This window comes from Variovorax sp. GW821-FHT06D12 (genome assembly GCF_059419205.1).
The window spans coordinates 125,751-140,618 of sequence record NZ_JBWKRI010000002.1 but is presented as its reverse complement, the minus strand read 5'-3'; the positions used below and the strand labels follow the sequence as shown (position 1 = coordinate 140,618).

Genomic DNA, 14,868 nt, shown 5'->3' with positions numbered 1-14,868 from the left:
AAGAGAACGGAAGCGGAGAAATTCAGGACAGGGTCAGAGCGTTTTTTCGATCAGCGGCCCATGGAACAGCACCGGCCCGGTCGGGCCGCCCGCGCTCGGCACGCCGCCCTTGGGCTCCAGGCTGATCGCCAGCGCCGGCACGCGCACATCGGATTCCGAGGCGGCCAGCCGCAGCGCCGGTGCATTGTCCAGCACGCCGAGCGAGCGCGGCGCGCCGCCGGGCGGCAGGGCCCACAGCTGCAGCGACTTGTCGGCGCCTTCGCGGAAGCTGCCCACGCGCTGCAGCACGAGCTGCTTCTTCTTCGGGTCGAAGGTCACGAGCATGGAGGCGGCGGCCTTGTCGTCGGACAGCACGGCCACGTACTGCACGGCGGGCGCATTGATCAGCTGCTCGCGCAGGTTCAGGCCCACGCCCACGGCCAGCACGGCCACGAGCGCGCCGGCCGCGGCGGCGCCGCGCCACAGCGCGAGGCTGCGCAGCCAGCCGCCGGTCGATGCAGACGCAATGGGCGCGGCGTTGTCGCGCTGCCGCTCGAGGGCCTGCTGCGCCTGCTCGGCGTCGATCAGGTTGCGGATGCGGGTCCAGACGGCCGGGTCGGGCGCGACGGGCTGCTGCAGCTCGGTCATGCCGGCCAGCCGGCCCTGCCAGACCAGCGCGGCGGCGCGCACGGGCGCCTGCTCGCGCGCCAGGGTTTCGAAGCGGCGGCGGGCGCCGCCGCGCAGCGTGCCCAGCGCATGGCTGGCGGCCAGCAGTTCGAGCAGTTCGGGGTGGGCAAGGAGGTTCATGGGGCGGGTCTCGTGGTCAGGCGAAGCGGCCCATGCAGGTGCGCAGCTTCTCGAGCCCGCGCCGGATCCAGGTCTTCACGGTACCCAGCGGCAGCTTGAGCTGTTCGGCCAGTTCGCCGTGGCTCATCTCGCGCAGGTAGGCCAGGCTGACCACCTCGCGCTGGCGGCCCTCGAGCTGGCTCAGGCACTGGTGCAGCGCCCAGGCCTGCTCGCTCGCATCGGCCATGTCGGCCGGGTTGGGCGTGTCGGATTCGAAGGTGTCTGCCATCAGCTCGTCGAACTCCTGCGTGAGCTGGGCGCGGTCGGCGGTGCGGCGGCGCAGCAGGTCGAGCGAGCGGCTGCGCACGATGAGCCCCAGCCAGGCCAGCGGCGGACTCAGCGAGGCACGGTAGTCGCCGGCCACGCGCCAGATGGTGAGGAAGGACTCCTGCAGCACGTCTTCGGCCCACTCGCGCTGGCGCACCACGCGCATCGCCAGGCCCATGAGGCGGGGCGCGGTGCGGTCGTACAGCTGCCGCAGGGCGGCTTCGTCGCGATGGCCGATCCGGTCGATCAGCGCCATCAGTTCGGCGTCGGGGCTGGGTGCGGTCATCGGCGGATTGTGGGGCATCGGTGCGCATGTCCGAGGTACGGCCCGGCCGGGGCGGCGGATTCAGCGCGGCCCACCTGAATCCACCGGCCGCCGGGCTGCGTACACGGGGCAGGGGGCGTCGAGATGCAGAACTCCAGACGGCGGCTCTTTCTTTTTCACCACCGATCCGACACCGAGGAAACGACCATGCACATCCGCACCCTGACCGTCCTGGCTTCCACCACCGCAGCGGCGCTTGGCCTGGCCGCCTGTTCCGGCATGGGCGCCAAGCCCCTGCCGATGTTCTCGCAGGCCAGCCTGCCCGACGCCGTGAAGGTGCCCGCCGGCCACCGCGTGGCCATGGAAACCGTGGGCGCGGGCGACATCACCTACGAATGCCGCGCCAAGGCCAACACGCCGGGCGAGCACGAATGGGTCTTCGTCGGCCCCGACGCCAAACTGATGGACCGCGCCGGCAAGCAGGTCGGCAAGTACTACGGCCCGCCCGCCACCTGGGAGAACGCGGACGGTTCGAAGGTGACGGCCACGCAGGTGGCGGTGGCGCCGAACGGCACCGGCAACATTCCCCACCAATTGGTGAAGGCCAACCCCGCCACCGGCATGGGCGCGATGCAGGGCGTGAGCTACATCCAGCGCGTCGCCACGCAGGGCGGCGTGGCGCCCGCCGCCGCCTGTGGCGCCACGAACATGGGCCAGAAACAGGTCGTGAAGTACCAGGCCGACTACATCTTCTATCGCGCCAGCTGACGCGTTAAGAGCCCTCATCCCGCCGCCGTTTGGAAACATTCGGCAACGTATACTGCGCCGCAAAACGGAGCGGGACCGCGTGCGCGCGGGGGCGGGAATGAAGCAAATTGCGATCGTGATCGCGCTCTGCGTGGGCGCGTGGTATTTCTTTATCGGCGGCCGCAAGCTCGACGAGGCGATGGCGCGCGACTACTACCGCAAGGAAGCGCACGCCATCTATTCGCGCGATGCGCAAGCGCTGTGCAAGCAGCTCAGCCGCAAGGCCGTGATCGAGAGCAAGGTCACGATGATGGGCCGCACCGTCGAGAGCAGCCACAACCGCGAGGAAGCCTGCGAGGCGGTCGAGAAGACCTTCGAGCTGTTCCGCACCGTGGGCGACCGCATGGGCGGCATCCTCACTATCGAGTACGAATACCACATCGACGCCGTCGAGGTGGCCACCGACCGCAAGAGCGCCGTCGTCACGGGCACCAGCGTGCTCAAGATGGGCGAGGCCGCGCTCCAGTACAAGACCAGTTTCAGCCAGCGCCTGGAGCGTGAGCTCGGCCAGATGCGCCTCGTGCATTCCAGCGACGCCACGGTCGTGCGCCTGGGCGGCGCGGGCGCGATGAGCCAGAGCGACTTCTTCCGCAAGTAGCCGCATCAGCACCCCAGGCCCCGCCATGATCGACCGCGACTCCCTGCCGCCGCCCCCGCCGTTCTGGCATCGCCTCAACAGCTTCTTCGCCTTTCCGCTCCAGCTGCGGCCGCTGGCCTACGGCCTGGTGCTGTCGTTCTGCAGCCTGCTGTTCGAGGCCGTGTTCTTCCTGCCCGATGCGCTGGCCTTCATCGTCATCGAGGTCGGCATCATCCTGGCGGCCAGCCGCTACGGCTTCAAGGTCATTGCGCTGGGCGCGCGCGGCATCCGCGACTCGGCCGACTTCGGGCGCGAATCGAGCGACGAGTGGACCTACCTGCCGTGGAAGCTCTTCGCCATCTCGCTGGTGCAGACGATGCTCATCGGCTGGCTCGCCTGGTACGAGCCGGTGCTGGGCACGGTGGGGCTGTTCATCATGTCCTTCACCTTCCCGGCGGCGGTGATCGTGCTGGTGCAGTCGGGCAGCTTCTTCCAGGCCATGAACCCGGGCTACGTGATGGACGCGATGCGCACCATCGGCTGGCCTTATGCGCTGCTGTGCTTCTTCCTGTTTTTGCTGAGCACGGGCGCGCAGGTGGCGATCTCGATGGTGCTGCCGGTGTTCGACGGGCGCATCGTGCTGCCGATCGTCAACTTCGCGTTCATCTACTTCGGCTGGGTGATGGCGAGCCTGCTGGGCTACGTGATGTACCAGCACCACGACGCCTTCGGCATCGACCTCGTGCCCGGTGCGGGCGCCGATATCGGCGCGCCGGTCGACCGCCGCACGCCTGCGCAGATCGCCGCGCAGCGCACCGACGCCGAGGTGGCGCAGTGCATCACCGACGGCGACCTGGCCGCCGCGCTGGGCATCGCCTACGAGGCGCAGCGCACCGCCGACGCCGACGACCTGGCCGCGCAGCGCCGCTACCACCGCGTGCTGGCGCTCATGCCCGAGAAGAAAGACACGCTGTTCGACCACGCGCGCCGCTTCATTCCGCTTTTGATGCGGCGCGACCTCGCGTCGGATGCGCTGAAGGTCTTCAAGGCCTGCCGCGCCATCGACAAGAGCTTCGTGCTCGACGACCCGGCCATGGTCATCGCCATGGCGCGCGCCGAGTGGCGTAGCGGCGACGCCCACGGCACGCTCGCGCTGCTGTCGGGCTTCGACAAGCGCTTCCGCGGCCACGCGGCGATCCCGCAGGCCTACGAACTCGCGGCCCGCGTGCTGGTGCAGGGGCTGGGCCGCACGGACATGGCGCAGCCGATCCTGACCACGCTCGAGGCCCGCTACCCCGAGAGCGAGCAGACGCAGGAAGTGCGCTGGCTGCTGCGGCCGGCGGCCTGAGGGAGGGCCGGCCCGCGGATCAGGGCAAAATTCCGCACGCCGCGCCGGCCGGACCTGCGGACCCGCCTCCCATGCCGCCCCTCACGCCCGAACCGTCCCTTCCTGCTCCTTCATCTCCATCGCCGACGCGCTCCCGCCGCCGCGCGCTGGTGGCCTGGGCGGCTGCCGTCGCGCTGGCGCTGCTGCTGATCGCCGTGGCCGGCCAGTGGGCCGCGCGGCGCGAGGCGAACTTCCAGGCCGACTCGATCCGCCGCGCCATGGAAGTGCACGTGCTCGGCCTGCGCGACGCCGCCGGCAAGTACGGCTACCTGCCGTTCACCGCCGGCATGCACCCCGACGTGCTGGCCGTGCTGGCCCACCCGCAGGACCCCGCCGCGCGGCAGCGCGCCAACCACCACATCGAGGAAGTGAACCGCCTCGCGGGCTCCGACGCGCTGTACCTCACCGACCCGCAGGGCCTCACGCTGGCCGCGAGCAACTGGGCCACGCCGCAGAGCTTCGTGGGCGAGTCGTATGCCAACCGGCCGTACTTTCTCGATGCGCGGGCCGGGCGGCGCGGCCTGTTCTACGGCGTGGGCCAGACCACGGGCGAGCCGGGGCTGTTCATGTCGGCGCCGGTGCGCGCCGAGGGCGGCGGCGAGGTGCTGGGCGTGGTCACCGTCAAGGTCAGCCTGCGCCAGCTGCACGACGCCTGGGCCTTCGTGCGCGACCCGATCCTGCTGACCGACGCGCGCGGCATCGTGTTCCTGAGCTCGGTGCCGGGCTGGATGTACCAGGCCACGCGGGCGCTGAGCCCCGCCGACCTGGCCGGCATCGAGCACGACCAGCAGTACGGCGCGCGCACCCGCTTCGCGCCGCTGCCGTGGCGCGTCGAGCACATCGAAGGCGCGCCGGGCTACCTGGTGCGCACCACGGTCGGCGGCAAGGCGCGCCGTTTTCTCGCCGTGGACGAGCCGCTGCCCGACCTGGGCTGGACCCTGACGGTGATGGCCGACCACGCCGAAGTCACCCGCGCGCGCGAGCGCACCTGGATGCTCGGCCTGCTGGGCGCCGGCGTGCTGCTGCTGGGGGCGCTGTACTGGCGGCTGCGCGAGCGCCGCTTCGCCGAGCAGCGCGACGCGCGGCGCGACCTCGAGCTGCGCGTGCGGGAGCGCACCCACGAGCTGGACCAGGCCCATGCCTTCCGCAAAGCGATGGAAGACTCGCTGCTGGTCGGCATGCGCGCGCGCGACCTGCAGGGCCGCATCATCTACGTCAACCCGGCCTTCTGCGAGATGACCGGCTACGGCGCCGACGAGCTGCTGGGGCGGCTGCCGCCGTACCCCTACTGGCACCCCGACGACGTGACGCAGCACTGGTTCCACTACGAGGCCATGATGAGCGGGCAGCCCGCGCGCTCGGGCTTCGAGTCGCGCCTGCGGCACCACGACGGGCACGAGGTCATCACCATGGTCTACACCGCGCGGCTCATCGACGCCGACGGCCGCCACAGCGGCTGGATGAGCTCGGTGGTCGACATCACCGAGCAAAAGCGCGCCGAGCTGCGCCAGCGCCAGAACGACGAGCAGCTGCAGCATGCGCAGCGCCTGGCCAGCCTGGGCGAGATGGCCTCCACGCTGGCGCACGAACTCAACCAGCCGCTGATGGCGCTGAGCAACTTCGCCAGCGCCGCCAAGGCCTTCGCCGCGCAGGGCAACCAGCCGCTGCTGGCCAGCAGCCTCGACGAGACCGTGGCGCAGGCCAAGCGCAGCGCCGAGATCGTGCGGCGCATCCGCGGTTTCGTGCGCCAGCGCACCGCCGGCACCGAGGACTGCGCCGTGGCCGCACTGGTGACCAATGCGCTGGCGCTGCTGCAGGGCGAGATGCGCCAGCGGCAGGTGCGCGCCGAGGTGCGCATTCCGCCCGCGCTGCCGCCGGTGCGCGGCGACCGCGTGCTGCTCGAACAGGTGCTGCTGAACCTGCTGTCGAACAGCCTGCAGGCGATGCAGCAGGGCACCCCGCCCGATCGGCGCGTGGTCGAGGTCGAGGCCGAGTTGCATGAAGGCCGCGTGCACATCCGCATCGCCGACCACGGCCCGGGCATCGACGCCGCGCTGGCCGAGCAGGTCTTCGCGCCGTTCTTCACCACCAAGGCCGGCGGCCTCGGGCTGGGCCTGAACATCTGCCGGACCATCGTGGAGGCCCACCGCGGCCGGCTGTCCTTTGCCGACCGGCCCGGCGGCGGCACGGTCTTCACCCTCGAACTGGAGGCTTCCCCGTGAACGCACCCCTGCTTGCCAACCACCTGTGCGTCGTCGACGACGACGAGGCCGTGCGCCGCTCCCTGGGCTTGCTGCTGCTGTCGCGCGGCCATGCGGTGCAGGCCTTTGCCTCGGGCGAAGCCTTCCTGGCCGGCGCCGACCTGCAGCGCCCCGGCTGCGCCATCCTCGACCTGCGCATGGAGGGCATGAGCGGGCTGCAGGTGTTCGACGCGCTGCGCGCGCAGGACAGCCCGTTGGTCGTGATCTTCCTGTCCGGGCACGGCGACATCCCGATGGCGGTCGAGGCGGTGCAGAACGGCGCCTTCGGCTGGCTGGAAAAGCCCTGCAACGACGAGCGCCTGCTCGACAGCATCGCGAAGGCGTTGCAGAAAGCCGAAGAGATCGCCGTGCGCCGCCAGGCCCGGCAGGCCGCGCAGGCGCTGTGGGCCAAGCTCACGCCGCGCGAGATGCAGGTCGCCCGGCTCGTGGCCGAAGGCCTGCCCAACAAGCGCATCGCGCAGGAACTCGCGCCGCTGGAGCTGCGCACGGTGGAAACGCACCGGGCGCACATGTTCGCGAAGCTGGGCTTTTCGAGCAGCCTGGAGCTGGATCGCTTCCTGCGCGAGCACGGGTTGTAGGGGCCGTTCAGGGCGCGTGCCCAGGCCACCGGGTACTTCCCTCCGCGAATGTCCCCCGGCCTGCGGCCTCCTCCTTGATTTCGCTGCGGGAAGCACCCGGTGGCCTGGGCACGCTGGGCGCTGTCGTTGTGCTGGCCCGATCAACGACTGCACTGAACACGCTCACGCCGATGGGGTGCCTTGCGCAGCGAAATCAAGGAGGAGCCCGAAGGGCGGGGGACATTCGCGGAGCAAGGTGCCCCGTCGGCGGGAGCGTTGCCCTGAAGGCGCCCCAACCTCTGGCTAGAACTTAGGGTTTACCCCTGCGTACCGGTACGCAGTCCCGCGGCGGGGGCCCTACGGACGACAGCGCGCCCCCGGCGGACCAGACTCCCCGGCACGGCTTTCCGCGGGCTTCGCGGGGGCTGCAGCCAGAGACAAGGACCCCCCGCATGACCGCCATTGCCAGCAGCAGCACGAGCGCCGGCGCTTCCATCCCGGACGCGACCCGCGACACCACCCCCTACACCTTCGAGGAAAAGCGCAAGCGCATCTTCGCCATCTTTGCCGCCTCGTCCGGCAACCTGGTGGAGTGGTTCGACTTCTACGTCTACGCCTTCTGCGCGATCTACTTCGCGCCCTCGTTCTTCCCCAAGTCGGACCCGACGGTCCAGCTGCTGAACACCGCCGGCGTGTTCGCCGCCGGCTTCCTGATGCGCCCGATCGGCGGCTGGCTGTTCGGCCGGCTGGCCGACCGCAAGGGCCGCAAGACGTCGATGGTGACCTCGGTCGTCATGATGTGCGTCGGCTCGCTGGTCATTGCCTGCCTGCCCACCTACGCGCAGATCGGCGCCTGGGCGCCCGCGCTGCTGCTGGCCGCGCGCCTGCTGCAGGGCTTGTCGGTCGGCGGCGAATACGGCACCACCGCCACCTACATGAGCGAAGTGGCGATGCGCGGCCAGCGCGGCTTCTTCTCGTCGTTCCAGTACGTCACGCTGATCGGCGGCCAGCTGCTGGCCGTGGTGGCCGTGGTGGTGCTGCAGCAGCTGCTCACCGAGGCCGAGCTCAAGGCCTGGGGCTGGCGCATTCCCTTCGTGCTGGGCGCCTTGGCCGCCGTCGTGGCGCTGATGCTGCGCCGCACGCTGACCGAGACCGCCAGCACCAAGACCCGCGCCGCCAAGGGCGCCGGCAGCGTGGCCGAGCTGTTCAAGCACCACAAGCGCGCCTTCCTCGTGGTGCTGGGCTACACGGCCGGCGGCTCGCTGATCTTCTACACCTTCACCACCTACATGCAGAAGTACCTGGTGAACTCGGCCGGCATGTCGATCAAGACCGCCAGCAACGTGATGACGGCCTGCCTCTTCCTGTACATGTGCATGCAGCCGCTGTTCGGCGCGCTGTCGGACCGCATCGGCCGTCGCAGCAACATGCTGCTGTTCGGCGCCCTGGGCGCGCTGATGACGGTGCCCGTGCTGAGCAACCTGCAAAGCGTGAGCAGCCCGCTGATGGCCGGCGTGCTGATCACGCTGGCGCTGGCGGTGGTGAGTTTCTACACCTCGATCAGCGGCATCGTGAAGGCCGAGATGTTCCCGCCCGAAGTGCGCGCGCTGGGCGTGGGCCTGTCGTACGCGGTGGGCAACGCCATCTTCGGCGGCAGCGCCGAGTACGTGGCGCTGGGCCTGAAGTCGATCGGCCACGAGTCGTATTTCTACTGGTACGTGACGGCGATGATGGGCGTGGCCTTCCTGGTCAGCCTGCTGCTGCCGAAGCAGGCAACGTACCTGCACAACGACAAGTAAGCGCTGCGGCGCTTCATCAACGAACCCGGCCGCGTGCCGGGTTTTTTACGTGCGCTGCAACGCGCGCGTGACCATGTCGTTGGGCGCCAGCCGCAGCAGGTGCGGCAGCAGGCCCAGGGCGCGATCGCGTTCGCCCGCGTGCAGCAGCCCGTTGGCGCACACCGAGAGCGTGTCGGCCAGCTCGGGGTGGTCGGGCGCGGTCTTCAGCAGGATGCGGCAGAGCTTGTCGGCGTCGCCGAACTGGCGGATGCGCGCGAAGCGGCGCGCCAGCCGGGCCATGTCGTCGGGCTTCAGGCGCACGCCCGGTTTGGCTTGGTCGAGGTAGGTCGTGAAGCTGGCGTGCTGCAGCGCCAGCGTGTCGGCGTCGGTGGCGGGCAGGCGGAAGATGCGGCGCGCGGCCTGGTGGAAGTCGTCGCTCGCGGGCTGCAGGCGCGCGGTGTGGAACCAGGCGCGCAGCGTGTCGGTGTCGCCGGGGCGCAAGGCGGCGGCGGCGCGCCATTCAACGCACGCGGGCTCGAACTTCATGGCCGCCGACAGCTTGCGCGCGGCGGCCACGTGCTGCTCGAAGCGGTGGTCGTCGGTCACCATTTCCGACTTCACGGTCTCGGGCGTCTTCACGCGGCCCAGCCACATCGCGCCGGCCATCAGCGCCGCGCCCGTCAGCAGGCCGCCCAGGTGGGCCATGTAGGCGATGCCCTGGCCGCCGATCCAGTGCTGCACCAGCTCGTTGGCGATCCAGGCCGGCAGCAACAGCAGGGCGGGTGCCGTGACGTAGTTGAAATAGAAGAACAGCTGGTAGAAAAAGCGGATGCGCCGCAACCGGTACATCACGGCGTACATGCCCATCAGCGCCGAGATCGCGCCCGAGGCCCCCAGCCCGTAGCCGCCCTTGCCCGCGTAGGCCCAGCCGGCCAGCAGCGCGGAGCCCACGCCGCCCAGCAGGTAGAAGCTCAGGTAGGTGCCGCGCCCCAGTGCCAGCTCGACCGAGAAGCCGAACAGAAAGAGGAACAGCATGTTGCCCAGCAGGTGGCCCGTGCTGCCGTGCAGGAAAGTGGCGGTGAGCCAGGTCCAGGGCTTGAACTCGGCGTCCTTGCCGTAGTCCTGCGACCAGCGCGCGGTGAACGGCGCGGGCAGCATCGCCTCGTACTGGCGGCGGTCGCGCTGCCATTCGTCGAAGCGCGGATTCGCGGGCGTCACGACCTGGTCGGCGCGCAGTTTCTTCAGGAAAGGCTGGTCGTTCTGCAGGCCTTCGAGCAGCTGCGGGTAGGCCTCTTCATGCGCCAGCATGCGGCGCGCCAGCTTGCCGCGCTTGGGGTCGGTTTTTTCGAGCCACTCGACGAAGGGCGGCAGCTCCAGTTCGGGCAACACGCTCTGCACGTAGAACTGCGCGGCGCGCTCGCGGCCGTTTTCTTCGATGCGCTGCGGCCCCCAGAACACGAGCATGTTCAGGAGGATCAGCAGCACCGTCATCCACGGCGGGTTGCGCCAGCTCGGCTTGTTTTCGAGCGGGATGGCGTAGAACATGAAGCGCGGCCCTCAGTGGTGCGGCCGCGGGCTTCAGCCGAGACGGGCGCGGTGGCGGGCGACTTGCGCTTTGACCTGCACGGGCGCGGTGCCGCCCAGCACGTTGCGGGCGTTGAGCGAGCCGCGCAGGCTCAGCACGTCGTACACGTCCTTCTCGATGTTCGGGTTGAACTGCTGCAGCACGGCCAGCGGCAGCTCCGACAGGTCGACCTGGTGCGAGGTGGCGGCCTTCACGGCATGGGCCACGGTTTCGTGCGCGTCGCGGAAGGGCAGGCCCTTCTTCACGAGGTAGTCGGCCAGGTCGGTAGCGGTGGCGTAGCCGCGCAGCGCGGCGGCCTCCATGGCCTGCGGCTTCACGGTGATGCCGCCGATCATCTCGGCAAAGATGCGCAGGGTGTCCTTGAGCGTGTCGACGGTGTCGAACAGCGGCTCCTTGTCTTCCTGGTTGTCCTTGTTGTAGGCCAGCGGCTGGCCCTTCATGAGCGTGATGAGCGCCATCAGGTGGCCGACCACGCGGCCGGTCTTGCCGCGCGCCAGCTCGGGCACGTCGGGGTTCTTCTTCTGCGGCATGATCGACGAGCCGGTGGTGAAGCGGTCGGCGATGTTGATGAAGCCGAAGTTCTGGCTCATCCAGATGATGAGTTCTTCGCTCAGGCGGCTCACGTGCACCATGCACAGGCTGGCGGCGGCGGTGAACTCGATCGCGAAGTCGCGGTCGCTCACGGCGTCCAGGCTGTTCTGGCAGACGCTGTCCATCTTCAGGGTGCGCGCCACGAGTTCGCGGTCCAGCGGGTAGCTGGTGCCGGCCAGGGCGGCGGCGCCCAGCGGCAGGCGGTTGACGCGCTTGCGCACCTCGCCCATGCGCTCGGCGTCGCGGCTGAACATTTCCACGTAGGCCAGCATGTGGTGGCCGAAGCTCACGGGCTGGGCCACCTGCAGGTGGGTGAAGCCGGGCAGGATCACCTCGACGTTCTTCTCGGCGATGTCCACCAGCGCCTTCTGCAGCTCGACCAGCAGGTCGCCGATGAGGTCGATTTCGCCGCGCAGCCACAGGCGCACGTCGGTGGCGACCTGGTCGTTGCGGCTGCGGCCGGTGTGCAGGCGCTTGCCGGCGTCGCCCACGAGCTGGGTCAGGCGGGCCTCGATGTTCAGGTGCACGTCTTCGAGGTCGAGCTTCCATTCGAAGCTGCCGGCCTCGATCTCGCCGCGGATCTGCGTCATGCCGCGCTCGATGGCGGCGTGGTCCGTCACGCTGATGATGCCCTGGGCCGCGAGCATGCCGGCGTGCGCCAGCGAGCCCTCGATGTCGGCCTGCCACAGGCGCTTGTCGAAGAAGACGCTGGAGGTGTAGCGCTTCACCAGGTCGCTCATCGGTTCGGAGAACAGGGCCGACCAGGCTTCGGATTTCTTGTCGAGTTGGTTTTGGGTCATGGGAGCCGTCCAGGAAGGCAATAATGGGTTGGTCACCCGATGGATCTGATGTCTGCGATGCGCAACCCGGCGATTTTATCGGCCAGCTCCCCCTCCACGTCCGCTTCGTCCCCGGAACGTGCGCGCGCGCCCGTGCGCGGCGGCCCGGCGCTGTTCGACGCCTGCCAGATCGGCGTGGTGCTGCGCACCGTGGTGTTCGTCGAAGCGGTGGTGGCGGTGGCCACGCTGTTCGTGGTCGGCTCCTTCGGCGAATGGCTGGTGCAGGCGGCCACGGTCACCGGCGGCGCGCTGCCCGCCACGCTGCTGTGGCTGGTGGCGGCCTGTGGGCTCAAGAAGCAATTGCGGCGCCTGCCGCCCCCGGGCCAGTACGCCGCGGGCGCCGTGCTGGGCGCCGTGGCCTCTCTCTACGGCTGCGGCCTGCTGCGCCTGACCGGCGTGATCGCCAGCGCCCCCTGGCTGGCCAGTGCGCTGGCCGGCGGCCTGTTCGCGGGGCTGGTGATGGCGGCGATGGTGCTGCGCGCGCGCGGCCAGACGCCGGCCGCCACCACGGCCCGGCTCGAAGAGCTGCAGTCGCGCATCCGCCCGCACTTCCTGTTCAACACGCTCAACAGCGCCATCGCGCTGGTGCGCGAGGAGCCGGCCAAGGCCGAGACCATGCTCGAAGACCTGGCCGAGCTGTTCCGCCAGGCGCTCACCGTGCCGGGCGAATCGGGCACGCTGGCCGACGAGATCGCGCTGGCCGAGCGCTACCTGGCCATCGAGCAGGTGCGCTTCGGCGAGCGCCTGCGCATCCGCTGGGACCTCGATGCCGCCGCCAGCGACGCGCGCCTGCCGCCCCTGCTGCTGCAGCCGCTGGTCGAGAACGCCATCAAGCACGGCGTGGAGCCCAGCCCCGAGGGCGGCAAGCTGCGCATCCGCACCGAGCGGCGTGGCGGCATGGTCGTGATCGAGGTGGTCAACAGCCTGCCGCCGCTGCGCTGGGCCGACGAGCCGCTGCCGCGCGGCCACGGCATCGCCCTGGACAACGTGCGCGAGCGGCTGCGCCTGCTGCACGACATGCAGATGCAGTTCAGCGCCGGCATGGACCAGAAGAACTACCGCGTACGCATTGCCATCCCCGCCGAATCATGAGCCTCAAGACCCTGATCGTTGACGACGAAGCCCTGGCCCGGTCGCGCCTGCGCACGCTGCTGCGCGACTGCACCTCGCCCGCCGCCGAGGTGACGGCCGAGGCCGCGCAGGGCGAAGAGGCGCTGGCCCACCTGGCCGCGATGGACCTCGACCTCGTGCTGCTCGACGTGCACATGCCCGGCATCGACGGCATCGAGGTGGCGCGCGCGCTGCGCAGCCGGCCCGACGCGCCGGCCGTGGTGTTCGTGACCGCGCACGCCAGCCACGCGGTCACGGCCTTCGAGCTGGAGGCGGTCGACTACCTCACCAAGCCCGTGCGCGCCGAGCGGCTGCAGCAGGCGCTGCAGAAGGTCGAGCGCTTCCTGAAGGAGCGCCGCGCCGCGCAGCCGGCCCCCGAGGCCACGCCCGAGTGCGTGCTGATCCAGGACCGGGGCCGCGCCGAGCGCGTGCCGCTGTCCGAGGTGCTCTACCTCAAGTCCGAATACAAGTACCTCACGGTGCGCACCGCCACGCGCAGCCACATCCTCGATGGCTCGCTCAACGATTTCGAGGAGCGCTACCCGAACCGCTTCCTGCGCGTGCACCGCAATGCGCTGGTGGCGCGCTCGGCCATCCGCGCGCTCGAGCGCTACGACGACGGCGAGGACGCCGATGGCTGGGCGCTGCGGCTCGATTCGGTGCCCGAGCCCGTGGCGGTGTCGCGCCGCCAGCTGGCCGCGGTGCGCGAGATGCTGAAGGAATCGCGATGACCGACGACACCCCGGCCGGCCCGAAGCCGGCGCCTGAACGGCCGGTGGCTGCGGATGAGCCGCCGCCTGCGCCCGCACCGGTGCCGGCGCCGCCGGTCGACCCCGTCGAGCCCGCAGCGCCGGTCGAGCCGAGCGCGACCGCCGAAGAGGCGACCTCCGCCCTGCGCAGGCGCTTCGTGCTGCACATGCCGGTCGACGTGCGCAGCGCCTCGCTCGTGGTGCTGGCCGTGCTCGCCAGCGTCTTCGCGCTGCGCTGGGGCCAGGCCGTGTTCGTGCCGCTGATGCTGAGCCTGCTGCTGAACTACGCGCTGTCGCCGCTGGTCGAGCGCCTGCACCGCTGGTACGTGCCGCGCTGGATCGGCGCGGCGGCGATCCTGCTGGGCCTGTTCGGCGGGCTCGGGTGGACCGGCTACTCGCTCTCGGGCAGCGCCTCGCAGCTGCTCGACTCGCTGCCGGTCGCCGCGCAGAAGCTTGGCCAGGCCATGCGCCGCGACAAGAACGCCAGCGCCACGCCGCTGGACAGCGTGCAGCAGGCCGCCGCGCAGCTGGAGAAAGCGGCCGAGGAAAACTCCGCGCGCGTCGCTTCGCGCAAGGGCGTGGCGCGCGTCGTGATCGAGCGGCCGGGCTTCAACGTGCGCGACTACCTGCTCAGCGGCACCGTCGGCCTGCTCAACGCCTTGGGGCAGCTCACGCTGGTGGCCTTCCTCACCTACTTCGCGCTGTGCTCGGGCGACACCTTCCGGCGCAAGCTCATCAAGATCACCGGGCCCAGCCTGCAGAAGAAGAAGGTCACGGTGCACGTGCTGGACGACATCACGCGCAACATCGAGCGCTACCTGCTGGTGCAGATTTTGGTGAGCGGGCTGGTGGGGCTGACCACCGGCCTGGCGTTCTGGCTGCTCGGCGTGGAGAACGCGGCCGTGTGGGGAATCATCGCGGCCGTGACCAACCTCATTCCCTACATCGGCTCGGTGATCGTGCTGGTGGCGGCGGGGCTCATGGCCTTCCTGCAGTTCAGCAGCATCGAGATGGCGCTGCTGGTGGGCGGCGTCTCGCTGGCCATCCACACGGTGGTGGGCAACCTGCTGATGCCCTGGCTCACCAGCCGCACCAGCCGCATGAACCCGGTGGCGGTGTTCGTGGGCGTGATCTTCTGGGGCTGGCTGTGGGGCATCTGGGGGCTGCTGCTGGGCATCCCGATCACCATGGTCATCAAGTCGATCTGCGACCGGGTGGAAGACCTGCAGCCGATCGGCGAACTGCTGGGCGAATGAACCGGCCCTTCAAA

At 70.1% G+C, this 14,868-nt stretch carries 13 protein-coding genes; 9 read left to right on the top strand and 4 right to left on the bottom strand.

What is annotated here, in order from left to right; genetic code table 11:
* Window positions 1-33: 33 nt before the first annotated feature.
* Both AC07SQ_RS07060 and AC07SQ_RS07055 read right to left on the bottom strand, forming a co-directional pair.
* Window positions 34-786 carry an anti-sigma factor gene (locus tag AC07SQ_RS07060; protein WP_095949601.1) on the bottom strand — a complete coding sequence of 251 codons (753 nt, stop codon included), beginning with the start codon at window positions 784-786 and terminating at the stop codon, window positions 34-36.
* Window positions 787-802: 16 nt separating this feature from the next.
* Entirely contained in the window at window positions 803-1,378 is a 576-nt protein-coding gene (locus AC07SQ_RS07055) for an RNA polymerase sigma factor (protein WP_235944176.1), read from the bottom strand.
* A 186-nt stretch (window positions 1,379-1,564) separates the two neighbouring features.
* On the opposite strand from AC07SQ_RS07055, the gene AC07SQ_RS07050 reads away from it, so the two are divergent.
* The 6 genes from AC07SQ_RS07050 to AC07SQ_RS07025 all read left to right on the top strand — a co-directional run bounded on the left by AC07SQ_RS07050 (window position 1,565) and on the right by AC07SQ_RS07025 (window position 8,745).
* Entirely contained in the window at window positions 1,565-2,125 is a 561-nt protein-coding gene (locus tag AC07SQ_RS07050) for a DUF3455 domain-containing protein (protein WP_492684657.1), read from the top strand.
* A 97-nt stretch (window positions 2,126-2,222) separates the two neighbouring features.
* On the top strand, window positions 2,223-2,762 hold the full coding sequence (locus tag AC07SQ_RS07045; protein ID WP_495273496.1) for a hypothetical protein: 540 nt from the start codon (window positions 2,223-2,225) through the stop codon (window positions 2,760-2,762).
* Window positions 2,763-2,787: 25 nt separating this feature from the next.
* Window positions 2,788-4,089, top strand: coding sequence for a hypothetical protein (locus AC07SQ_RS07040; RefSeq protein WP_495273495.1), 1,302 nt, complete (start codon window positions 2,788-2,790; stop codon window positions 4,087-4,089).
* Between the two features lie 71 nt (window positions 4,090-4,160).
* The gene (locus tag AC07SQ_RS07035; RefSeq protein ID WP_495273494.1) at window positions 4,161-6,350 is read left to right on the top strand and encodes an ATP-binding protein; all 2,190 of its coding nucleotides are present in this window, start codon (window positions 4,161-4,163) and stop codon (window positions 6,348-6,350) included.
* The gene (locus AC07SQ_RS07030; protein ID WP_056572153.1) at window positions 6,347-6,967 is read left to right on the top strand and encodes a response regulator transcription factor; all 621 of its coding nucleotides are present in this window, start codon (window positions 6,347-6,349) and stop codon (window positions 6,965-6,967) included. Before AC07SQ_RS07035 ends, AC07SQ_RS07030 begins: the two co-directional genes overlap by 4 nt.
* Before the next feature lie 431 nt (window positions 6,968-7,398).
* Window positions 7,399-8,745 carry an MFS family transporter gene (locus tag AC07SQ_RS07025; protein ID WP_159275605.1) on the top strand — a complete coding sequence of 449 codons (1,347 nt, stop codon included), beginning with the start codon at window positions 7,399-7,401 and terminating at the stop codon, window positions 8,743-8,745.
* A gap of 45 nt (window positions 8,746-8,790) precedes the next feature.
* Here the strand turns inward: AC07SQ_RS07025 and AC07SQ_RS07020 are convergent, their stop codons facing one another.
* Window positions 8,791-10,269, bottom strand: a complete 1,479-nt coding sequence (locus AC07SQ_RS07020; protein WP_495271912.1) for a rhomboid family intramembrane serine protease — start codon at window positions 10,267-10,269, stop codon at window positions 8,791-8,793.
* Window positions 10,270-10,302: 33 nt separating this feature from the next.
* On the bottom strand, window positions 10,303-11,700 hold the full coding sequence (argH, locus tag AC07SQ_RS07015) for an argininosuccinate lyase (RefSeq protein ID WP_495264291.1): 1,398 nt from the start codon (window positions 11,698-11,700) through the stop codon (window positions 10,303-10,305).
* 57 nt (window positions 11,701-11,757) lie between these two features.
* Here argH and AC07SQ_RS07010 point away from each other — a divergent pair, with 57 nt between their 5' ends.
* Genes AC07SQ_RS07010 through AC07SQ_RS07000 form a run of 3 tightly spaced genes read left to right on the top strand, consistent with a single transcriptional unit; the run spans window position 11,758 to window position 14,854 of the window.
* Entirely contained in the window at window positions 11,758-12,831 is a 1,074-nt protein-coding gene (locus AC07SQ_RS07010; protein WP_495271918.1) for a sensor histidine kinase, read from the top strand.
* Window positions 12,828-13,580, top strand: a complete 753-nt coding sequence (locus AC07SQ_RS07005) for a LytR/AlgR family response regulator transcription factor (RefSeq protein WP_495271911.1) — start codon at window positions 12,828-12,830, stop codon at window positions 13,578-13,580. Before AC07SQ_RS07010 ends, AC07SQ_RS07005 begins: the two co-directional genes overlap by 4 nt.
* Window positions 13,577-14,854, top strand: a complete 1,278-nt coding sequence (locus tag AC07SQ_RS07000; RefSeq protein WP_062474318.1) for an AI-2E family transporter — start codon at window positions 13,577-13,579, stop codon at window positions 14,852-14,854. The genes AC07SQ_RS07005 and AC07SQ_RS07000 overlap by 4 nt, the downstream gene beginning before the upstream one ends.
* Window positions 14,855-14,868: the final 14 nt, after the last annotated feature.